The sequence below is a fragment of the Colwellia sp. MB3u-8 genome (assembly GCF_014076985.1).
In the GTDB taxonomy this organism is placed as follows: Bacteria; Pseudomonadota; Gammaproteobacteria; order Enterobacterales; family Alteromonadaceae; genus Cognaticolwellia.
This window is the reverse complement of sequence record NZ_JACGVA010000064.1, coordinates 23,807-45,260: the sequence shown is the minus strand read 5'-3', so window position 1 is coordinate 45,260 and position 21,454 is coordinate 23,807. Positions and strand designations below refer to the sequence as shown.

Sequence of the window (21,454 nt, the reverse complement as noted above, 5' to 3'; positions counted from 1 at the left end):
CTCAGCTTAAAGTGGAAAGGTTGAGGGTTTAACTGATACTCACTATAAACTCAGTACTACCTGAGTAATAATAGTAGTAATAAAACTATTAATTAAATTCGCGTAACGCAAGTGACTTTTCATGAGGTGTTGCACCCACATATAAGCGGCAAAACCTGACCGCTTTGGCAAAACTTTTTGGGCCAACTTTTGCCATTACTCGGCGTAAGAACGCCAAATCAAGTGCAAAATTAACACTATAATGTTCCATCGCCTGATCGATACTGGGATAACTCACCCCATCAAAGCAAAACGCTTGCTCTACCTCTTCGTTAACCATTTCAATGCCATTAAGCACTAACGGCCAGCCATGAAAATTCACTCGGTCTCTTGCAACTTCATACATAAACCAAGCACTTTTTTGAAAGCCAGAAAAACTGCCCTCTTCAAAGCCAGCATTCGCTAATTCGTCTTGTGTCCAATTAAGGCCAATAGCTAGGTCTTTACGGTACTTTTGGATTAAATAGACTTTGACACTTTTTTCAACTTGCCAAATGCTGCGCACTTCGGCTTGGTTGGCCGCACGCGCGCATTCTGCACAACTAGGTAAGGTCAATGGCTCATGCGAGCAGTCAAAAACTAAATGCTCTGAATGGGGGAAAGTGAAAGAATGCCCTGCTGGTTCAGCACAAAACCAGCAGTGATGTCGATAGTTAAAGGGTACGTCGATATAAGTGTTATCAAACTGCATAAATACTAACCCGCGTTATTATCAAAGCACTTAAAAGGACTATTTCCGTCTTTTATTTGCAGTTTTACTTACTGGAGCATTTTTTTGAGTTTTAGTTTTCTCTTTTGCTCTGCGCTTAGCTGCTGGTGTGGCTTCAGCCTTTTTACGCGCCAGTAATTGATTCTTATCTTGTGTGGCTTTATAACGGCTTTTCTTTAATGGCGCATCTTCTTTAGCGTCATAATGTGCAGGTAAAGGTCGGTCTAATTCATAACCCGGTACGACAATACGCTCAAATTTACGCTCAATTAAGGCTTCAATATTATCAAGGAACTGCTCATCTTTAGGACTAACTAATGATATAGCCGTACCTGATTTACCTGCTCGGCCTGTGCGACCAATACGATGTACATAATCTTCAGGCAAGAAAGGTAAATGATAGTTAACCACATAAGGTAAATTAGCAATATCAAGACCACGCGCAGCAACATCAGTAGCGACTAAAACTCGAACACTGCCATCAACAAATTGCTCTAGTGCTTTATTACGCGCACCTTGAGTTTTATCACCATGACATAAAGCGGTTTTTATACCGTCAAGTTTTAGCTCATTCGCTAAAATATTGGCACTTTCTTTAGTACCAGCAAAAACTAATACTTGCTGCCAATTATTAACCCCAATAAGCTCCGACAATAGCTCAGCTTTACGGGTTTCAGAAACCCAATAAACCGATTGCTTTACTTTACCTGAGGTAGAGTTTTGACGTGCTACTTCAATGGTTCTTGGTGTTTTCAGAATTTTCTTTGCTAGCGTTTTAACTTTATTTGAAAATGTCGCAGAAAACATCAAGGTTTGATGTTTTGCCTTGATCATTGCCACAATACGTTCTATGTCGTTATAAAAACCCATATCAAGCATACGGTCTGCTTCATCAAGCACAAGAAACTGCACTTGAGACAAATCTAAGTTGCGCTGTTCAAGATGTTCAATTAAACGTCCTGGTGTTGCCACTAATACATCGACACCAGTTTTAAGCATTTTAGTTTGTGGTGGCATATTAACACCGCCAAAAACGACACCCGAACGCAAGGGTAAAAACTCACCATAGGTTTTTACATTTTTTGAAATTTGTGCCGCTAATTCACGTGTTGGCGTTAAAATTAGTGCCTTAACAGTCGTTGTGGTGTCAAATCCATCAAGATTAGGCTTCACTTTTTTCGCTAAACTATCAAGAATAGGCAAAGTAAAAGCCGCTGTTTTTCCGGTCCCTGTTTGAGCACTGGCTAAAACATCAACACCGGTACGAATAACAGGAATAGCTTGTTGTTGAATCGGCGTTAAATTTTTATAACCGCATGCTTTTACCGCTTTTAGTAAATTAGCCGATAAACCTATTGCATCCACACTCATCACATCACCATTTCTGTATTATCGTAAAAACGCACCTGCCTTAAAGCAGTACGCCAAAATATTAAGTCGCGCAGTATAGCAGCTTTATTAGCACTTGCTTGTATTAAATCAATACCAATTTTATCAGCTACTTTTTATTCCAAATGCCTTTGGTTAAATTAAAGCGTTGTTGCTCCTCTTCATCAGGCTGGTAAGTCGGTAATAGGCCCTTATCTTGTTGGCGGTGATAATCTTTAGTTATTTGCACCACCACTTTAGAAAGCATAAATAACGCCGTAACATTAAAAATGGTCATTAATCCTGTCGACAAGTCGGCTAAAGCGATCACTTCAGGTAAGGTAGCTACAGAGCCAAAGACCAACATCAACAGAAAACCAATACGTAAAAACCATCTTCCGAGGAAATTATCCATATTTAAATACTTTAAATTATTATCGGCATAGGCGAAATTTGCCACTATCGAGGTAAAGGCAAACAGCAATATGGCGATAGTAATAAAGTCGCTCCCCCAGGCTCCTACTTGATGGCTAAGGGCTTGTTGCGTTAATTGAATGCCTTGCGCTTGGCTGCCCGTATCTTTAAAAAGTAAGATCAAAATTGCCGTACATGAACATATGACAATCGTGTCAAAAAACACGGCCAACATTTGAATATAACCTTGTGAAACAGGATGCGGAGGAAAAGGCTCTGCAGCAGCGGCAGCATTGGGCGCGCTACCCATACCGGCTTCATTAGAATACAAACCACGTTTAACCCCTTGCACTATCGCCGCCCCCACCAGACCACTACCGGCTTCTTTTAAACCTAAGGCTGAAGCGAAAATATCACTAATAATCATCGGCACTTTTTCAATATTCAAGCCAATAACACTAAAGCAAACCAGTATATAAAGTAAGCCCATAAAAGGCACCGTGAGCTCAGCAAAACGAGCTATATTTTTTAGTCCGCCAAAAATAATAAAACCCGCGGCAATAGTAATAACGATACCTGTGTAAAGTGGGTTAAAGCCGTACGAGCCATTAAATGCACTGGTAATAGAATTCGCCTGCACAGCACTAAAGACAAAGCCATAACCAAAAAATAAACAAAGTGAAAAGGTAATAGCTAATTTTTTATTCTTTAAACCTTTACTCATATAATACGCGGGGCCACCACGAAAATTACCCAAGCTGTCGCGTTCTTTATAGAGCTGCCCTAAAGCACTTTCAGCGAATGCCGTTGCCATGCCGACTAAAGCAATCAACCACATCCAAAAAACAGCACCGGCACCACCCAGTGAAATCGCCACAGCTACGCCCATTAAGTTGCCCGTACCCACCCGCGCCGCCAACGATGTGCACAGCGCTTGAAAAGAAGAAATACCTTGGCTAGAGCTTTTACGACTGGTTTTTAAAATAGTAAACATGTGAAAAAATCGCGTAATTTGTAGCCCTTTCAAACGAAAAGTAAACCAGATCCCGCAAGCACTCAGCAGATAAATTAAAATACTGCCCCATAAATAGCCGTTAATAGTGCCTACCCATAATTCAATGACACTGGGTGCAATTACACTTGGTTCTACCACATTATTCTCCGAAGGTTCTATGGTTAGCAATAGCGCAGATTGGATAGGCGAAAACTATTCACTCTGCTTATGTTTAGCTATATTAAATTTGCTATTAATTGTTTGTTGTTGGAAAAAGCTTTTTATTATTAGATAAAACCTTGTTATTCGATAACGCTAATAAGGTAACTATTAGCTATCACTTAAAAATTTAGTACCAAAGCATCAACGCAGGCTAATCATTAATCGATAAGACAACTGAAGCGCTTGATTGACTAAGAATGAGCTGAGTAATGGCATTTATCTTCAGTAGTTTAACAAAATTGTCTACGATACATCTAACTTTATCACTAGCATAGCGACTAAAAACAATGGTAATGGCCACTCGTATCGTAAAAAATAGTTTATGACTAGTAACCTTGTAGCTAAGGTCAGTTTTGAAAATGTTTTATATTGTTGGACTGGGTGGCATCCATAAAAAATGCCGACAATCGCTTATCGGCATTTTTAACATCACTTGTTTATCGTCGCTTTAATCTAGCAAATTACAAAGCCTTAAATATTTGTTCAACCGAGTCTTTTGCATCGCCAAACAACATTTGAGTGTTGTCTTTAAAAAACAATGGATTTTGTACGCCAGCATAACCTGTGTTCATTGAACGCTTAAAGACAATAACATTTTTCGCGTGCCAAACTTCCAGTACCGGCATACCCGCAATCGGGCTAGTTGGATCTTCAGCCGCTGCTGGGTTTACCGTATCGTTTGCACCTATGACTAAAACCACATCAGTTTTAGCAAAGTCATCATTAATTTCATCCATGCTAAGCACAATATCGTAAGGCACTTTAGCTTCGGCTAATAACACATTCATATGCCCAGGTAAGCGTCCTGCCACCGGGTGAATAGCAAAGCGCACATCAATACCTTTGGCTTTTAAAGCTTGAGTCATTTCATAAACCGGATACTGTGCTTGCGCTACTGCCATACCGTAACCTGGCGTAATAATAACCGACTTTGCGCCGTTCAACATATCGGCTACCGATTCTGCGTTAATTTCAATGTGGTCGCCATAATCGGTCTCTGTGTCTATAACGACATTGGTACCAAAACCCCCAGCGATAACACTGATAAAAGAGCGATTCATGGCTTTACACATAATGTAAGAAAGAATAGCCCCTGATGACCCCACTAATGCGCCGGTAACAATTAACAAATCATTATTAAGCATAAAGCCTGCGGCTGCGGCTGCCCAACCTGAGTATGAATTGAGCATGGACACCACCACTGGCATATCTGCACCACCAATTGAGGCGACTAAATGCCAACCAAAAACTAAGGCAATAAAGGTCATCAGATATAATGTGTTATCACCGCCACCTTGTTGAACAAAAGTCACTAGCAAAATAATGGCTATGATACCCGCTACTAAATTTAACTTATGTCGCTGAGGTAACATGAGTGCGGCCGAGTTAATAATACCTCGCAACTTGGCAAACGCGACAATTGAACCAGTAAAGGTGACCGAGCCAATAAATACCCCAAGAAACACCTCAACTAAATGAATATTAACCGCCATTTGCTGACTGTCACTAAAGGTAGCCATTACCGAATGGTCCATTTCAAAATAGCTATTAAAGCCAACTAATACCGCCGCTAAACCAACAAAGCTGTGCAGTATTGCCACTAACTCTGGCATTTGGGTCATTTCAACTTTTTTCGCTAACCGCAGGCCAATAATAGCGCCGATCACCATAGTCACTAAAATAATCCAAACATTGTCGACACGAGGATCGGCAATGGTCGCAATAAGCGCGATGGCCATACCGACAATACCATACCAATTACCTGTTTCAGCCGTTTGTTGTTTACTGAGTCCTGACAAGCTAAAAATGAACAATAACGCAGCAATAATATAAGCTGCACTGATTAAACCTTGAGAAAATTCCATTAAAGTGTCCCTTATTTTCTAAACATTTTTAACATACGTTTAGTGACAACAAAGCCACCAACAATGTTGATAGTGGCAATAAGTATTGCGACACCGGCGAGCACTTGTATTAGTGGATTACTATTGCCCACCTGTAAAATTGCGCCAACAATGATAATGCCAGAGATGGCATTTGTGACACTCATCAGGGGTGTATGCAGCGAATGGCTAACATTCCACACCACGTTGTAACCAATAACACAGGCTAAAACAAAGACGGTGAAATGAGAAAGAAAATCCGCAGGAGCAACACTGGCAACCCAAGCAAAAAGCAAAGCACCAGCAGCCATCAGGCTATATTTTTTAACTGGGCTCACCGGTTCTTTAACTTTAACCTCAGGCGCTTTAACTGCTTCAGCTTTAGGCTTAACAGGCGCAGCACTGACCTGAATAGCCGGCGGTGGAAAAGTAATTTCATTTGATTTAACAACGGTCATATTGCGAATAACGACATCGTCAAAATTAATATTAAGCGTACCGTCTTTTTCTTTGCACAAGAGTTTTGCTAAGCTGACTAAATTATTCGCATATAACTGTGATGCTTGATTCGGTAAGCGAGAAACAAGATCGGTGTAACCAATTATTTTCACACCTTTTTCATTAACGACTTTACCTGCTTGGGTTAATTCACAATTACCGCCACCCGCTGCCGCTAAATCAACAATAATACTGCCCGTTTTCATCGATTCAACCATTGCGGTTGTAATAAGCTTAGGCGCAGGTTTGCCTGGGATCATAGCGGTGGTAATAATGATATCAACATCTTTTGCTTGCTCAGCAAACAAGGCCATTTCAGCATCAATAAAAGCTTTGCTCATCTCTTTTGCGTAACCATCACCAGAGCCTGTGTCTTCCGGCTCTTCATAATCAAGCTCAAGAAACTCAGCACCCATGCTTTCTATTTGTTCTTTAACTTCAGGTCGGGTGTCGAATGCTCGTACAATCGCCCCTAAGCTACTTGCTGTCCCTATGGCAGCTAAACCGGCAACACCGGCACCAATAATCATGACTTTAGCGGGTGGCATTTTACCAGCAGCGGTTATTTGCCCGGTTAAAAAACGACCAAACTGATGTGTCGCTTCAATAACGGCACGATAACCAGCAATGTTGGCCATCGAGCTTAACGCATCCATTGATTGACTGCGGGTCATTCTTGGTACCATCTCCATAGCTAAGGTGGTAATTTTTTTATCTTTTAACGCCGCTAAAATATCCTCATTTTGTGCAGGAGCAATAAAACCAACGAGATAAGCCCCCTCCTTCATGGCAGCAATTTCGTCAAGCGTAGGAGGATTTACTTTAAAGATAATATCAGACTGCCAAACATCCTTCTTAACCGCAACACTGGCACCGGCATCAATAAATTCTTGATCCGTAAAGCTTGCTTTAGTGCCACAACCTTTTTGTATTTTTACCTCAAAACCAAGCTTGAGTAATGACACTACCGCAGTTGGCGCACTAGCGACTCGGTTTTCACCTGACAATGTTTCTTTCGGTATACCAATAATCATATATCACCTTTATTTACACATAAAACACCTAATAATAAGCTCAGCACATAGTCTTATGTGTTGAGCTTATTTGCTAAGTATCTCATCCGACTGGACGTTAAAATTATTATTATTACTAACTACTTATAATGTTTTACCATTAATTGCTTAATCTTCATACATCAAGCTGGTTTATTTTTAGTATAACTTAAGCGTTATAACTATAGCCTAAAGGTCTAATTTGCTCTCTAACAGGAATAGATTAATATAAAGGCATAAATTCGAAAAAAGGAAAAATAGATGATTTATCGATTAGCTGACTTAGTACCCAAGTTAAATAAGAGTAATTTTATAGCCCCCAATGCCACACTAATAGGTGACGTTACCCTAGGCGAAAATACTAGCATTTGGTTTAACGTGGTTATTCGTGCTGATGTTGCCAGCATTACCATTGGTGAGAATACCAATATTCAAGACGGTTCAATTTTACATGTTGACGCTCAATTCCCAATGACCGTAGGGCGCAATGTTACTGTGGGCCACAAAGTCATGTTGCATGGTTGTACCATAGGAGATAATACCCTAGTGGGCATGAATGCGGTGGTACTCAATGGTGCTAACATTGGCAAAAATTGCTTAATTGGTGCTAACAGTTTAGTTACTGAGAACATGCAAGTGCCGGACGGACATCTCGTTTTAGGCTCGCCGGCTAAAGTTATTAAAGTGCTTGATGAGTCAACCCAAGATATGTTCACTAAATCAGCTATGCACTATGTTGAAAATGGTCAACGTTATTTAAAGGACCTAGAACCAGTAGATTCGTGATTATTGCTACAATGAAATGATTTTAGCTAGTATTTTCACCGTCTTTTTGAGCGTTATAATGGCGGAGAAAAAAACCTTAGACGTCATGAGTCAAATCATCAACATAAACCTTAAATAATGGTTTATGTTGAGAAAACGTTAGCGTCATACTAGAACTTTTAAAGAAAAATTAACGCAAACGATTTAATATAGATTTTATAATAATTCGTTTTATATGTTATTTAAGGTCTCAGTAACTGCCATATTTTGTTAAGAAAACTTAAGGTGATAAAAATTAAAACGTTGCAATATAAAAGCCTTAGTCTAAATTATTGTTAAATTGACAATATTCTTGTCATTACGCTGTTACATTACAATTTTCACTATTAAAAGCCTTGAGGTGTTTTACTTTTGTCTGAGCTGATTAACTATAAACATTTGCGTTACTTCTGGGCTGTAGCACATGAAGGCAGTATAGCTAAGGCAAGTAAACGCTTACATATAACACCTCATACCATTAGTGGCCAACTCTCGCTATTAGAGGCTCGCATGGGCTGCGCCTTGTTTGAAAAACAGGGCAGAAACTTGGTGTTAACAGAGCCCGGTAGAACCGCGCTGAAATATGCTGATGAAATTTTCAAATTAGGCCATGAGCTCGGTGGTGTCATGCGAAGTTCTGCTTCATGTAACCAGACTGAGTTTATGGTCGGTGTCGCCAGTTCGCTACCTAAAACTATTGTCTGTAAAATTATTGAACCGGCATTGCTGATACCTGGCGGTCTTAACTTAATCAGCACAGAAGGTCCTGTTTTAGGTCTATTGGCTGACCTATCTATGCACAAATTAGACATGGTTATCAGTGATGCCGCTACTAACAATACCTTAGGAACTAGTGTTTTTAATCATTACCTTGGCGAATCTGGCTTGACGTTTTTTGGCGTTCCTGAATTAAAAAAAAGCTTAGCCTCAAACTTTCCAAAATCTCTGCACCATGCGCCAATGTTATTACCCACAACACAATTTGGCATCAGGCAGTTATTTGATCAGTGGATACATAAGCAGAAGATATTTCCTAATGTTGTTGGCCAGTTTGATGACAGTGCTTTATTAAAGTCATTCGGCCAACGAGGTCTTGGTGTTTTCTTTATGCCGACAGCAATAGCCGATGAGGTCTGTCAGAACTTTGGTGTGCAAATTATTGGCCAAACTGATGATGTAAAACATAGATTTTATGCGATTTCGGCCGAGCGTAAAGTCAGTCACCCTGCCGTTTTAGCTATTTGTAAAACGGCAAGAACCTGCATCTTCCGTGATTAAGCTTTGCTAATAGCGGTGCTACTTCAAGTTGGAGTACATATTGACTAATTAAGTCACATTGTTCAAAGCTTGTGAATATCCAATAATTTGCTTAATTGAATTATAATTGTAATCACCATCCCCTACTTATTTTATCTCAATAAAAACTCTTTTTTTATAGGCCTTTTTTGGACCCTTTGTAGGTCGGACTTCAGTCCGTCAAGGGATTAGCCTGATGATTAACGCGATAGGTCAAAAAAATCTGCAGCGCGCTATTATTATTTTCGCTCACCATTTATACCAAAACCAGTTAAATTTCATTTAACCTGATGGACTAAAGTCCAATCTACATTGGGTAACCGTTCAGCGGATGATTAATGTAATGGGGGGGAAAGTCCTTTGTAAATTGTAAATCGGACTTCAGTCCTTCAAGCGAACGCATAAGTTGATGCACAAAAACCTAACAGAAAAAACAAACTCACAGTTGTTACTTTTAACTGAAAGCTGAAAGCTGATAGCTGATAGCTATTTTTACTAACAGCCGCCTCTTAAAACCTGATGAGCCAAATATGAATAGCCAAGTTCATTTCATCTGAGGCGACAATAATTAGTTAAAACTGAGCCTTAATTTAATCGCTGTGATTTAACGCCTCACTGCTGCATTAATTTCAGTTGCAATACTCTTATCGATAAATTCGACTTAATATGTCGTTTAATTCGACTTTTTATTTTCTCTTTTGTGGCCGAAACTGCATTTTTATCAATGTATCTGAAATAAACGCTACATTAACTTTATATCAACCTATTATAAACTTGAGCGTAACTTTTTATAAAGTGAATATTAACCTAGATATTTAAGGGAGAAAATGAAAATCATCAAGCAAAATAATGAATTGTCGAGTTCACCATCTGCGTTCAGCTTTCGCTCAGTATTGAGCTGGAGATTCTTGATTCGGTTCGCTTTATTTAGCCTATTTTGGGGCTTACTTACCCGTTGGCAGCAAAATTCTCTGGGCCTAGGTATTGTTTTTATTGCCATGGCTAGCGTGCTTAGCCTCTATTTAGCGCCACAACAAAAAAAACGCCATCAGTGGCTAAAAAAACCATTCAATATTCTATCATTTTTATATTACTTCTATGTTCAATCTTTGCGAGGCGGATGGTCTATCGCTAAACTGGCACTTAGCCCTAAGCTAAAGCTTTCGCCTGGCTTTATAAAATATCACACAGATTTAGCCAACGACTCGCAAGTATTTACCTTTATGCAAGTGCTAAGTTTATTGCCCGGTACCGTAAGCGCTAGACAAAATGCTCAAGAGCTCACCATTCATGTGCTGGATATGAACACCTTCAATCAGGCCGAAATAGACGATTGCCAAATACGTATTAAACAGCTTTTAGACACTAGCGGTCAATCACTTATTGATGGTGAAAAGTGATGATAACCCTATTAGTAATTGCCACCATAGTGTTAGCTATTTTACTGCTGTTAAGTTTGCTGTTTGTCTTGCGCGCACCAAGTTACGCAGATTGTATTTTAACAACGCAATTAGTGGGCACTATCGGTGTTGCTATATTGGCACTTCTGTCGGTTATTCAAGATCAGCCTTATCTGCTTGATGTCGCCTTAGTACTTGCATTGTTAACGTCGATAACGATTGTAACTTTCACCCAACTTAGAGGTAAATCTCAATGAATTTAGCTGATATTTTTAGTGTGATATTTTGCTTAGCAGGGTTGTTTTTTTTCTTTGCTGGCACGGTGGGTTTAATACGATTCCCCGATGTACTCAGTCGCCTACATGCACTAACCAAGGCTGACAATCTAGGTCTTGGATTAATGGTAATGGGGTTATTACCACAACTGTCTTCACTGACTGATGGCTTAAAGTTAATGCTTGTTTGGGGCTTGGTTATATTCTCCAGTGCCGCTTGTAGCTATTTAATTGCCTCTCAAGTGATTAACGAGCAATCCTTAAAAACACCAGCACCCCCTTCAGTTGAGAGTAAATGATGAACCTAGTGATGATTTTTGATGCTCTGTTAATCTTCAGTATGCTTACCCTTGGCTGGATGAGTATTTTCTCTGTCTCACTTTTTCGCTGTATCGTATTTTTTGTTTGTTTAGGCCTTTTAGCCGCTATTGCTTGGGGACAGCTTGGGGCCTTTGATGTCGCTATTGCCGAAGCCGCTATTGGTGCCGGCATCACCGGCGCTTTATTGCTGGCTGCATGGAATCAAATTAGGTCTCACCGCACAAAAGCAATTGAGCCAAATGTGACTAACGCTAAGACAAGTCAAAAGGATACTAGAGAGCATGTTTAACAAATTAGATATTGAATATGACGGCCCCGCAGTCAATAAAAGTGCATTAAGCTTAATTGCCTCAGTATTGGTTACCGGGCTTTTATTAGCCGTAACGATAACAATAGTACTTAGCGATAAGGGACATAACACTGGCCTAGCCTCTTTAATTACTCAGAATATCGAGCTTAGTGGTGTTACTAACCCAGTTACCGCTGTGTTACTCAATTTTCGCGCCTACGACACCTTGCTTGAAATCGCGGTGCTACTGGTGGTTGTGCTGGCTATTTTACCAACGCGTGATCACCATGCTCCATTCTTTAAACGCATCGAAGTAAGCAAACAAAATTTGGTGCTATTGACACTGCAGCGTTGGATTACACCCGCAGTGGTTATTTTTGCCGGCTATTTGCTTTGGGCGGGTGCACATCAGCCTGGCGGTGCATTCCAAGCTGGCGCTTTATTAGCTGGTGCTAGCGTGCTGATGTTTCAAAGTGATACTTATCAGGTTAACTACACATCTTTTATGGCGCGTGTTTTGTTAGTGCTTAGTTTAGTTGTATTTCTCACTATCGGCACAGCCCTTATTTGGTTTGAAGGCAGCTTACTCACTTATCCCCTAGCATTTTCTGGCCTGCTGATACTGTTAATAGAAGCCTGCGCTACTGTCTCAATAACCCTTGCATTAGCCTCACTTTATAGCAGTTTTATTGCTAGTGGAAATATATCAGTTACCGACCATAAACACCGGACTATAAAATGACCTCTGCATTGCTTTACTCTATGGCTGGCTTAGCACTTTTTGCTATTGGCTTTTTTGGTGTGGTGGTGGCTAGCCATGTGATGCGAAAAATACTGGCGCTCAATGTCATGGGCGTGGGTATCTTTATGTTCTTGATTGCCTTAGCTAAACGCAATCCATTGGTGGTCGACCCATTGCCTCATGCTCTGGTATTGACCGGCATTGTCATCGCCGTAGCAGGCACCGCACTCGCCCTTAATCTAATGGTGCGAATTCATCACATGGATCAGTCTAGCCAAGAGCAAAGCGAGTGATGAATTACCTAAGCTCATCGCTGCTCTTGCCAGCCATAGTATTTTTGCCATTACTGGCAGCAATAATAGCGTTCCTTATCGGCCGAAACCGGCTACAAGGCCCAATAAATATATGTTTTTCACTAGCGCAATTTTTACTCGTTGTGTTAACAACCCTGCTGTTTTTAGATGAACAAACTTATCAAAGTCAGCGCTATGTCATTGGTGGTTGGGGAGCACCTCTTGGCATAGATCTCATTGTTGATGGTTTTTCAATCTTGATGATCGCGCTAACGGGCTTGCTTACGCTATTAATAACCCTGTATAGCGCCTCATATTTTTCAGATAAATATAACGCTAGCGAAAAAAGCTTACGTTTTTGGCCCTTGTGGTGGTTCTTAATCTCAGGGCTTAATGCCTTGTTTATGTCAGCAGATGCTTTTAACATTTATGTCTGTCTAGAGATTATCGGACTCTCTGCCGCTGCCTTGGTTGCCCTGCAAGGCAATCGCGCCGCCTTACAAGCCGCATTAAGGTATCTGTTAGTCGGTCTATTAGGTTCACTTTTTTACTTGTTCGCCATTGCCATTCTCTATCGTAGTCATGGCACGCTAGATTTAATCCAAATAGCTGAAACAGCCAACCATAGTTTTCCTGATAAGGTCGCGATGATCCTAATCACTATTGGACTTCTGCTCAAGATAGCTTTGTTTCCACTGCATTTTTGGTTACCACCCGCACATGCAAATGCCCCAACACCGGTTAGCGCGATACTTTCTGCGCTAGTAGTTAAGGCTTCGTTGTATATCTTAATAAAGTTTTGGTTTGACGTATTAGGCGAAACCATCACCTTGGGTGCTTCTCAAGTGTTAGGTGCTTTGGGTGGTGCAGGCATTATTTATGGCTCATGGTGCGCATTTCGTGCCACACAATTAAAGCTACTTATTGCTTATTCTACGGTTGCCCAACTTGGCTACATATTTTTATTGTTTCCGTTAAGTGAATACTCAATGGGGGTTAGCTCGTTTACTGGCTCTGCATCACAGGCAGCAGTCTATTTCATCGTTGCACATGCGTGCGCAAAAGCGGCAATGTTTCTAGCGGCTGGCAATTTGATCTTAGCGCAAGGTAATGGCGAGATTGCTCAACTCAAAGGTATCGCGGTGCGCGAGCCACTTAATGTTTTAGTCTTTGCTATCGCGGGCATCAGCCTTATTGGTTTACCGCCGAGTGCTGGCTTTATCGCCAAATGGTTATTACTCACCACGGCTATCGAAAGTGGTCAGTGGTGGTGGGTGATCGTCGTAATTACAGGAGGACTCTTAGGGGCACTGTATTTATTCAAAGTATTAAGTTTAGCCTTTTCTACAGACCCCGCAGTTGTTGAGTCTCCCACAGCAAAATCGACAGTGCCAGTGTCAAAGGTTATGACAACAGTCGCCCTAATACTTGCGCTGATCACCTTAGCCTTAGGTTTCAATGCAGAGTTTATTCTTAATATCAGTAATACAGTAACTGAGGTAAATGGTATATGAACATGAGCACACTATTACCTGCATTCATTGTCATTTGTCCTATTTTAGTTGGTTTGGCCGTTATGGCGACACCTGAGCATAGAGTCTTGCAGCGGCGAAGCCTAAATATTGGCGGCGCACTAATAACACTTAGCCTGATCGCTATGTTGTTGTCAGGTGTTGTCAATGGCTTAGACTTTGAAACACGCCTACCACTGTTACCTAATATTGACTTTGTTCTTCACGGCGATGCACTGTCACTATTATTTGTCAGCTTGTCAGGCCTGTTATGGTTTTTTACCACTATTTATGCCATCGGCTATTTTAAAAATAGCGCTAATCGAAGCCGATTTTTTGCCTTTTTTAGCTTATGTGTTGGTGCCACAATAGGCTTAGCGCTTGCTGGAAATTTAGTCACTTTTTTAATTTTTTATGAATTACTGACACTCGTTACCTACCCACTAATTGCCCACAAAGGCAACGCGGCATCGATTAAAGCGGCGCGCACCTATCTTATCTATACCATGATAGGTGGCGCATTGCTGTTAACCGGTGTGGTCTGGCTAAAAGTGCTAGCTGGACCACTCGACTTTACCTCAGCAGGTTTGTTGGCTGAGTTACCTGGATTAAACAACAGCCATTTACAGATCATTTTTGTCTTACTCATTGCTGGGCTAGGTGTCAAAGCAGCTTTGTTCCCTTTGCATGCTTGGTTACCTATTTCAATGGCCGCACCGGCACCAGTAAGTGCCTTGTTGCATGCCGTTGCCGTTGTCAAAGCCGGCGCGTTTGGTATCGTGCGCGTTGTTTATGATATTTATGGTGTCGAATTTGCCAGTGATTTAGGACTAACCGTTTTACTGGCCGTTATTGCTGGCTTCACCATCATCTACGGCTCAGTTAAGGCTTTGAGTCAGGACGATCTTAAAAGACGCTTAGCCTATTCAACCGTAAGTCAGGTCTCTTATATTGCGCTCGGTACTGCTATTGCAGGGCCAATAGCCACGATTGGTGGCCTAGTGCACTTAGTACATCAGGGTTTAATGAAAATCACGCTGTTTTTCTGTGCAGGTAATCTTGCAGAAACCCTGGGGGTTCATAAAATCAGCCAAATGAATGGTGCAGGTAAACGTATGCCCCTTACTATGGCAGCGTTCACCATAGCTGCATTTGGCATGATTGGTGTGCCTCCTATCGCCGGCTTTGTATCTAAATGGTATTTAGGTGTGGGTGCATTAGAAGCACAGGCCTATTGGGTGCTCGGCGTACTGGCTATTAGTAGCCTACTAAATGCCAGCTATTTTTTACCGATCATTCATGCCATTTGGTTCAAAGAGCAAGATCAGCCGTGGCCCAAAGAAGTACCTAAGTTGCGTTTAGAAACACATTGGATGCTACTACTACCACCTTTAATTACCGCTTTTTTCGCCTTAGCTGTTGGGTTATTTGCCTCAAGTGCTTATAGCCCACTCACTTGGTCTGCGTTAATTGCCTCACGTGAGTACCAAGCCATTTTCCCGGATATTTCAGGCATAGCACTTAAATACAGTACGGGTCACCTTTGGGTATTGATTTTACCCACTTTATTATTGTTTGCGATGGCGTTTAAAACTTTACGCGCTAAAGTCATTCGTTTGATCCCGCTTGCCCCATTACCCGCATTATTAGCGGCACTACTTGTGGTTAATGAAGATAGGGTCGAGCAGTCATTTTTACTATTAACCTCAGCCATTTGGCTTATTGCCGCGCTTTATGCCCAAACTTATATGGCTAACGATAACAAACGAAACCGTTTTTACCTGTTCTTTATCCTAACCATGATAGGCAACCTTGGCGTGGTGTTATCACAAGAAATTTCATCCTTTATTGCTTTTTTTGCACTGATGAGTTTCTCTGCTTACCCGCTGATCCTGCATTCAGAAAGTGACGAAGCACAGTCGGCGGCAACAACTTATATCCGCTGGGTGATATTTTCAGAAATAGTGTTATTTCTTGGCTTAGTGGGGAGAACTTATTACGCTGAATTTGGCACAAACGAGTTACCTGTTGTTTGGGTTTCAACATTATTGATTATCGGTTTTGGCGTTAAAGCCGGTTTGGCCACTTTGCATGTATGGCTGCCCAAAGCGCACCCCGTGGCACCCATACCCGCTAGTGCCCTGCTCAGTGCAGTTATGGTGAAAGTAGGTTTGTTAGGTTGGATACGTTTTCTGCCCTTAGGTGATGCAAGCATCAATGTCTTGGCCCAACCTATGATGGTGCTTGGATTTGGCGCCACTTTCTTGGCTGCCATTTATGGCGCATTGCAAGACAATGCTAAAACCGTATTAGCTTACTCAACGGTTAGTCAGCTCGGCATTATAGTCGCCAGTATTGGTTTTGCTTTAGCGACCCCTGACAGCTGGGCATTATTGTTGCCCGCTATAGTACTTTTTGCTATGCATCATGGTTTTGCCAAGGCAAGCTTGTTTTTTTGTGTTGGGCTCAGTTCAACATTAAAACCCGGCCATAAGCTCACTCCGTTTTTGTGGCTACTGGTATTAGTTCCAGCGTTATCATTAATCGGCTTGCCACTAAGCAGTGGTGCCTTAGCCAAAGCAGCACTTAAAGATGCCACTTCAAGCTGGCCATTGTTCTCCACGTTACTGGTTATGTCAGCTATAGGTACCACATTGCTGATGGGCAGGTTTATCGAACTGATGAGAGAGCAGGCGATATTAAAGGCATCGAGCGCTAAACCCAATTGGCGACTTATCTTGCCAACAGCGCTTTCAGCCTTGATGTGTTTAAGCTATTTTTATACGCCGCCGTTTGAATTCAAGCAGTTTCAGACAATCGTTTCAACGCTAAGTTGGTCTGCTGTTTGGCCAGCATTTACCGGTTTGTTGATCATTTTTGCCAGCACAAAACTACGCGCTAAATTACCCGTACCTCCGGCCGGCGATCTGTTAATTGTCTATCAAGCATTAGCAAGTTTAAGCGCTAAAACTTGGCAAAAAATTGCTAATTTAAATACCAGTATTGCTCTATATATCGACATAATGCTGGGTCATTTACACCTATGGTCACTAAGCGTATCAAGGCGTTTAAGCAAACAATTAACGCTTGATACGCCAGGCACTGTCATGATTGTTATGCTAGCCGCTCTACTCTATACCTTTTTAACTTAAGTCAATTTGTCTAATCAACAGCAGGAGATAACCCTATGAAACGTTTTAAACATATAATCATAAAAGTTAATGAGCAAACTAAGCCTGAACTTGATATCGCCGTATTACGAGGCATTGAACTGGCCAGTAAAACTGGAGCAAAAATAACGTTATTTGACGTAGTTGAACCGCATGCAACTATCCTCAGTAGTTATGCCGATATTGTCAGCCCTGCAGAGCTAACCGAATTTATTATCGCCCAGCGACTCGACCAATTAACTGATTTAGCACAGCAATTACAAAGCACTGGTTTAGACATTTCAGTCAGTGTCGCCAAAGGTAAAAACTTTATCGAAATCGTTAAAGCCGTTATTTTAAACAAAGCTGATTTACTGATCAAAGTGGCAAATAAAAGTGAAAAAAGCTTTGACAGCAATGACTTTCATATCATGCGTAAATGCCCCAAACCGGTTTGGTTAATTAAAGAACAGCAACAGGATACAGTTAAAAAGGTATTAGCTGCCGTCGACCTTTCAATGGAACAACATGCAGAAGGTCGCGCCCAAAATCGCATGATAATCGATATCGCCTCATCATTAAGTCAGTATAAAGATGCCAAATTAACCATCTTGTCATGCTGGTCGTTATATGGTGAGCAAGCTCTCAAACATGGCGCATTCACCAGAGTGTCTCCCGCTAAAATTGAAACCTTATTAAAGCATGAAGAACGCGAATACCAAGAGAGCCTTAATATCTTGGTGAACGAGTATACCCAGTACAAGTTTGAGCAAATATTAGCCAAAGGTGATCCAAAAACTATTATTCCTGCTTTTGTTAATGACAAGGGTATCGATGTTGTCGTTATGGGCACTATTGGCCGCTCTGGTATTCCTGGATTTTTAATTGGCAATACCTCTGAATCGGTACTTCAAGCGATTAATTCCTCAGTCATCACCTTAAAACCTGAGAATTGGGTCTCACCCATATATTAAGCACGGGCATATATAACGACTTCACTTCAAGCTAGATATTTCAACAAATTGAAAAAGAGCATAAGCACCGAAGATATAACGACAACTTAATCACAGTGTTACTGAATTTGATCATGATAGGAGAAAACAATGGTTTCTTTAAATAAGTTATTACTCGTAACCCCGGCAAACTCAATTCAAGCTGCAGTTGTTTCACAAGCAATTAAATTAGCAAAAAGTCATCACTCACACATCACCTTCTTTAGTGTGGTAGAAGAACTTCCTAAAGATCAGCTCGCATTGGTTACCCTATTGCCCTCGAAAGAGCTAATGGAAAATTTACAAAAAGATCAGCAGCGAGTTTTAAAAAAGAATATTGAAAAGTTTTATCACCCCGCTATTGCTGTCGACGCACAAAATGCAATCGGCGTACCTTTTATCGCCGTGATTAAAAAAGTACAGCAAGAAAACTATGATCTGGTGATATTAGCGGCCAGAACAGGTGAGCAAAGTCGAAGAAGGTTTTTTGGTAGTACCACAATTCACCTCATGAGGAAATGCCCTTGTCCGCTACTAGCGGTTGGTACAAAAGCAGATGAGCCAATTAAGCGCATAGTGGCCGCTATAGATGTGTATGCGCCAAGCGAAGAAGGACTCGCGCTTAACAATACCATATTAACATGGGCCGCCCATTTAGCAGTGTCAGAAAAAGCAGAATTACATGTTATACATGCTTGGCAATTGCCTGATGAAGATTATTTAAAAAGCTGGGGCCATAACTCTGAAGTTGATCGCCTTGAATTAATCATGAAGCAGAAATTAGATAGACAAAAACGTTTTGATCACTTTATCAACAATCACTTTGTTGATGGCAACTTGCCTATAACAGAATTTATTGAGGGGACTGCTCAAGAAGAAATCCCTAAATATATAGCCGAGCAGAACATTGATCTGCTCGTCATGGGCACGGTATGCCGTACCGGTATTGCTGGACTTTTTATTGGCAACACGGCTGAGTCAATATTAAGTGAAGTGTCATGTTCAGTATTAACGTTAAAACCGGTAGGCTTTATCTCACCGATTAAATAGGCTTTTATTTTAAGATAAAGTTTTTTATAAAAACAAGGCTATGCTCGATGCTGCTACGTTAGCCTAATACCCTGGGGCCTTATGCATGCTAGATACAATCAATAATACTGCCTATAAGCTTTATAAATCGGATCTTGACTAGTTAATAGCAATCAGATGAATGCGATTAATTTGTCGCTTATGATATTTGTAACACATATTACTTGTGCTAAGTTCGCCACGTGGCGCTAAGTTTTCTGATTGGTTTTCAACCGATATTAAGTCGGTTACCACCATGGATTTTTTCATCAAGTTGCTTGAAATTATCGACAAAGCAGTGAAAAAATCAGTGAATAAGCTAGCAAAAATTACAGGCTTAACATAGCGTAAACTGTTTGATAGCAGCTATCGAAAGGTCAGAAAAAAGCATTGGAATTTTTTATTGCGGATTTACCAGTTAAGAAACAGGGCTTAAAATAGGATTTTAAATAGGTAAAAACTTCCTTGTTTAGGTCTGAAAATAACTAAAATACTAAGTACCAAACACTTATATTAGCAAGAGTGTAGAGGATTACTCAGCATATTCATGAGCTTTTAAAACCTCTAATGAGACGACTTTTAGCGCTTTTTGGTTAGTTGACGCAAGTATAATCGGTGGTGCAACCTTGTCTGTAATCGCTTGATACCAGCGAACAGCGCACAAACACCATTTGTCACCCGCTTTTAAGCCGGCAAAGTTATACATATGATTAGGCGTGATTAAATCATTACCTTGTGCCTTTGAAAATTGTAGGAATTCGTCGGTCATAACCGCACAGACACTATGGTTACCAAAATCATTTTCGGGTACATAACAGAACCCTTTTCGGGTGAAACCCGTATTACTACAACATAACTCTAAACGCGTGCCTAATACATTGAATTGATTTTCCATGAATATGCCTTGTGTTAATTAACATTAGATAAAAAGGATAAAATTACCATGCTAGACAAAAGTAAGCTTAATCCCGTCCAAAATGATAGCACTGAACGCACTTCTACCGGTAATTATAGTCCTAAAGAAATCGCCAAATTTGATAAGTTAGCTGAAAGTTGGTGGGATCCAAACGGCCAATACAAAACCGCACTTGAATTTAATCGGGTGCGAGTAGCTTATTTTATAGCGCAAATTTGTAAATTTTATCATCGCGATCCCAACAAGCTAAATCCTCTGCAAGGCTTACATATTTTAGATGTGGGCTGTGGTGGTGGTTTAGTTTGTGAGCCTTTGGCAAAAGCAGGCGCTACCGTGGTGGGCATCGATGTTAGCGAAATGAGTGTTGAAGTCGCAAAACGTCATGCTTTAACATCTCAACTTGATATTGAGTATCGTCACGAGCATGCTCAACACACCAGTACAAACGATGAAAATCGCTACGATGTGGTGATTAATGCTGAAGTCATCGAACATATACCCAACCAGCAAGACTTACTGAAGCAATGTAGTCAATTATGTAAAGTAAATGGCTGTGTCATCATGGCAACGCTCAATCGCACGATTAAATCTTATTTGGTCGCCATTGTAGGTGCTGAATATATTATGCGATATTTACCCATTGGCACCCACAGCTGGCATGCCTTTGTTAAACCTATTGAATTAAATAACATGGCTGCAAACGGGCGATTACAGCTAGTAACAGGCATTGGCATGGCATATAACTTATTCACTAAAACCTGGTGTACAACGTCCAGCCTAGCGGTTAATTATGTGCAAGTATACCGACGTCTATCTACTGATTAGCACGACGAGTTAGCACTTTTTATGCAAATTAGAGTTGACCGATAGCTTCACAAGCTTTGTCGTTATCTTGCGCTAGGTGACTTTTTTCATGGCAAACAGGGGCTACTTATTTGGCTCTGTTGAACAACACCCTTATTCGGTTATAAAGTGAGCTGCTTAAAGCTTTAGCGAGCAAATGAGTATGTTAGCCAAAGCGGCTTTTACAGCTATGCGTTCTAAATAAAGTTGAAAACCGTTAAATTAGGTCGGAAACTGGAATTATTACGTTTAGGTATGAAAATATCTTTCAAAAAATTTAAGTTAACTTTGATCTTGAGTGGACACGGCTGAATAACCATATGGAGTTAACGGCCTCCGGATAGCCAACGTTCCCCATAGATTGAAACATATTTTT

General features: G+C 40.8%; 20 protein-coding genes. 13 read left to right on the top strand and 7 right to left on the bottom strand.

What is annotated here, in order from left to right:
* Positions 1-88: 88 nt before the first annotated feature.
* From H4J54_RS10610 to H4J54_RS10590, 5 genes are all read right to left on the bottom strand, one after another.
* Positions 89-730: a hypothetical protein gene (locus H4J54_RS10610; RefSeq protein WP_182190849.1), complete on the bottom strand. Its 642-nt coding sequence runs from the start codon at positions 728-730 to the stop codon at positions 89-91.
* A 39-nt stretch (positions 731-769) separates the two neighbouring features.
* Positions 770-2,119, bottom strand: coding sequence for a DEAD/DEAH box helicase (locus tag H4J54_RS10605; protein ID WP_182190848.1), 1,350 nt, complete (start codon positions 2,117-2,119; stop codon positions 770-772).
* Positions 2,120-2,246: 127 nt separating this feature from the next.
* Positions 2,247-3,683, bottom strand: coding sequence for an alanine/glycine:cation symporter family protein (locus H4J54_RS10600; RefSeq protein WP_310650168.1), 1,437 nt, complete (start codon positions 3,681-3,683; stop codon positions 2,247-2,249).
* A 524-nt stretch (positions 3,684-4,207) separates the two neighbouring features.
* Positions 4,208-5,611, bottom strand: a complete 1,404-nt coding sequence (gene pntB, locus H4J54_RS10595; protein WP_182190847.1) for a Re/Si-specific NAD(P)(+) transhydrogenase subunit beta — start codon at positions 5,609-5,611, stop codon at positions 4,208-4,210.
* 11 nt (positions 5,612-5,622) lie between these two features.
* Positions 5,623-7,161: a Re/Si-specific NAD(P)(+) transhydrogenase subunit alpha gene (locus H4J54_RS10590; RefSeq protein ID WP_182190846.1), complete on the bottom strand. Its 1,539-nt coding sequence runs from the start codon at positions 7,159-7,161 to the stop codon at positions 5,623-5,625.
* 279 nt (positions 7,162-7,440) lie between these two features.
* Here H4J54_RS10590 and H4J54_RS10585 point away from each other — a divergent pair, with 279 nt between their 5' ends.
* The 12 genes from H4J54_RS10585 to H4J54_RS10530 all read left to right on the top strand — a co-directional run bounded on the left by H4J54_RS10585 (position 7,441) and on the right by H4J54_RS10530 (position 19,301).
* Complete coding sequence (locus H4J54_RS10585) at positions 7,441-7,965, top strand: gamma carbonic anhydrase family protein (protein ID WP_182190845.1); 525 nt, start codon at positions 7,441-7,443, stop codon at positions 7,963-7,965.
* A 390-nt stretch (positions 7,966-8,355) separates the two neighbouring features.
* Positions 8,356-9,261, top strand: a complete 906-nt coding sequence (gene nhaR, locus H4J54_RS10580; RefSeq protein ID WP_182190844.1) for a transcriptional activator NhaR — start codon at positions 8,356-8,358, stop codon at positions 9,259-9,261.
* A gap of 845 nt (positions 9,262-10,106) precedes the next feature.
* The gene (locus H4J54_RS10575; protein ID WP_182190843.1) at positions 10,107-10,679 is read left to right on the top strand and encodes a Na+/H+ antiporter subunit E; all 573 of its coding nucleotides are present in this window, start codon (positions 10,107-10,109) and stop codon (positions 10,677-10,679) included.
* Positions 10,679-10,936 carry a monovalent cation/H+ antiporter complex subunit F gene (locus H4J54_RS10570; RefSeq protein WP_182190842.1) on the top strand — a complete coding sequence of 86 codons (258 nt, stop codon included), beginning with the start codon at positions 10,679-10,681 and terminating at the stop codon, positions 10,934-10,936. The genes H4J54_RS10575 and H4J54_RS10570 overlap by 1 nt, the downstream gene beginning before the upstream one ends.
* Positions 10,933-11,253 (top strand): monovalent cation/H(+) antiporter subunit G, encoded by a 321-nt coding sequence (locus tag H4J54_RS10565; protein ID WP_182190841.1) that lies wholly within the window; start codon positions 10,933-10,935, stop codon positions 11,251-11,253. Before H4J54_RS10570 ends, H4J54_RS10565 begins: the two co-directional genes overlap by 4 nt.
* Positions 11,250-11,564 carry a hydrogenase subunit MbhD domain-containing protein gene (locus tag H4J54_RS10560; protein WP_259367140.1) on the top strand — a complete coding sequence of 105 codons (315 nt, stop codon included), beginning with the start codon at positions 11,250-11,252 and terminating at the stop codon, positions 11,562-11,564. Before H4J54_RS10565 ends, H4J54_RS10560 begins: the two co-directional genes overlap by 4 nt.
* Positions 11,557-12,306, top strand: coding sequence for a hydrogen gas-evolving membrane-bound hydrogenase subunit E (locus tag H4J54_RS10555; protein ID WP_182190840.1), 750 nt, complete (start codon positions 11,557-11,559; stop codon positions 12,304-12,306). Before H4J54_RS10560 ends, H4J54_RS10555 begins: the two co-directional genes overlap by 8 nt.
* Positions 12,303-12,599, top strand: coding sequence for a cation:proton antiporter subunit C (locus H4J54_RS10550; RefSeq protein WP_182190839.1), 297 nt, complete (start codon positions 12,303-12,305; stop codon positions 12,597-12,599). The genes H4J54_RS10555 and H4J54_RS10550 overlap by 4 nt, the downstream gene beginning before the upstream one ends.
* On the top strand, positions 12,599-14,113 hold the full coding sequence (locus tag H4J54_RS10545; protein WP_182190838.1) for a complex I subunit 5 family protein: 1,515 nt from the start codon (positions 12,599-12,601) through the stop codon (positions 14,111-14,113). The genes H4J54_RS10550 and H4J54_RS10545 overlap by 1 nt, the downstream gene beginning before the upstream one ends.
* Positions 14,114-14,115: 2 nt before the next feature.
* Positions 14,116-17,262, top strand: a complete 3,147-nt coding sequence (locus tag H4J54_RS10540; protein ID WP_259367141.1) for a complex I subunit 5 family protein — start codon at positions 14,116-14,118, stop codon at positions 17,260-17,262.
* Between the two features lie 35 nt (positions 17,263-17,297).
* Positions 17,298-18,233 carry a universal stress protein gene (locus tag H4J54_RS10535; RefSeq protein WP_182190836.1) on the top strand — a complete coding sequence of 312 codons (936 nt, stop codon included), beginning with the start codon at positions 17,298-17,300 and terminating at the stop codon, positions 18,231-18,233.
* 129 nt (positions 18,234-18,362) lie between these two features.
* The gene (locus H4J54_RS10530; RefSeq protein WP_182190835.1) at positions 18,363-19,301 is read left to right on the top strand and encodes a universal stress protein; all 939 of its coding nucleotides are present in this window, start codon (positions 18,363-18,365) and stop codon (positions 19,299-19,301) included.
* A 138-nt stretch (positions 19,302-19,439) separates the two neighbouring features.
* Here the strand turns inward: H4J54_RS10530 and H4J54_RS10525 are convergent, their stop codons facing one another.
* The gene (locus H4J54_RS10525; protein WP_182190834.1) at positions 19,440-19,589 is read right to left on the bottom strand and encodes a hypothetical protein; all 150 of its coding nucleotides are present in this window, start codon (positions 19,587-19,589) and stop codon (positions 19,440-19,442) included.
* 262 nt (positions 19,590-19,851) lie between these two features.
* Positions 19,852-20,214, bottom strand: a complete 363-nt coding sequence (locus tag H4J54_RS10520) for a DUF2237 family protein (RefSeq protein ID WP_182190833.1) — start codon at positions 20,212-20,214, stop codon at positions 19,852-19,854.
* Positions 20,215-20,262: 48 nt separating this feature from the next.
* Here H4J54_RS10520 and ubiG point away from each other — a divergent pair, with 48 nt between their 5' ends.
* Entirely contained in the window at positions 20,263-21,060 is a 798-nt protein-coding gene (gene ubiG, locus H4J54_RS10515) for a bifunctional 2-polyprenyl-6-hydroxyphenol methylase/3-demethylubiquinol 3-O-methyltransferase UbiG (RefSeq protein ID WP_182190832.1), read from the top strand.
* Positions 21,061-21,454 lie beyond the last annotated feature (394 nt).

Bases quoted from the DNA above. Each gene is read 5' to 3' on its own strand.
- H4J54_RS10530 (WP_182190835.1), top strand. From the start codon at position 18,363: ATGGTTTCTTTAAATAAGTTATTACTCGTAACCCCGGCAAACTCAATT.
- H4J54_RS10605 (WP_182190848.1), bottom strand. From the start codon at position 2,119: ATGAGTGTGGATGCAATAGGTTTATCGGCTAATTTACTAAAAGCGGTA.
- H4J54_RS10520 (WP_182190833.1), bottom strand. From the start codon at position 20,214: ATGGAAAATCAATTCAATGTATTAGGCACGCGTTTAGAGTTATGTTGT.
- H4J54_RS10550 (WP_182190839.1), top strand. From the start codon at position 12,303: ATGACCTCTGCATTGCTTTACTCTATGGCTGGCTTAGCACTTTTTGCT.
- H4J54_RS10590 (WP_182190846.1), bottom strand. From the start codon at position 7,161: ATGATTATTGGTATACCGAAAGAAACATTGTCAGGTGAAAACCGAGTC.
- H4J54_RS10575 (WP_182190843.1), top strand. From the start codon at position 10,107: ATGAAAATCATCAAGCAAAATAATGAATTGTCGAGTTCACCATCTGCG.
- ubiG (WP_182190832.1), top strand. From the start codon at position 20,263: ATGCTAGACAAAAGTAAGCTTAATCCCGTCCAAAATGATAGCACTGAA.
- H4J54_RS10585 (WP_182190845.1), top strand. From the start codon at position 7,441: ATGATTTATCGATTAGCTGACTTAGTACCCAAGTTAAATAAGAGTAAT.
- H4J54_RS10525 (WP_182190834.1), bottom strand. From the start codon at position 19,589: ATGAAAAAATCCATGGTGGTAACCGACTTAATATCGGTTGAAAACCAA.
- H4J54_RS10610 (WP_182190849.1), bottom strand. From the start codon at position 730: ATGCAGTTTGATAACACTTATATCGACGTACCCTTTAACTATCGACAT.
- H4J54_RS10535 (WP_182190836.1), top strand. From the start codon at position 17,298: ATGAAACGTTTTAAACATATAATCATAAAAGTTAATGAGCAAACTAAG.
- H4J54_RS10540 (WP_259367141.1), top strand. From the start codon at position 14,116: ATGAGCACACTATTACCTGCATTCATTGTCATTTGTCCTATTTTAGTT.
- H4J54_RS10570 (WP_182190842.1), top strand. From the start codon at position 10,679: ATGATAACCCTATTAGTAATTGCCACCATAGTGTTAGCTATTTTACTG.
- H4J54_RS10565 (WP_182190841.1), top strand. From the start codon at position 10,933: ATGAATTTAGCTGATATTTTTAGTGTGATATTTTGCTTAGCAGGGTTG.
- pntB (WP_182190847.1), bottom strand. From the start codon at position 5,611: ATGGAATTTTCTCAAGGTTTAATCAGTGCAGCTTATATTATTGCTGCG.
- H4J54_RS10545 (WP_182190838.1), top strand. From the start codon at position 12,599: ATGAATTACCTAAGCTCATCGCTGCTCTTGCCAGCCATAGTATTTTTG.
- H4J54_RS10555 (WP_182190840.1), top strand. From the start codon at position 11,557: ATGTTTAACAAATTAGATATTGAATATGACGGCCCCGCAGTCAATAAA.
- H4J54_RS10560 (WP_259367140.1), top strand. From the start codon at position 11,250: ATGATGAACCTAGTGATGATTTTTGATGCTCTGTTAATCTTCAGTATG.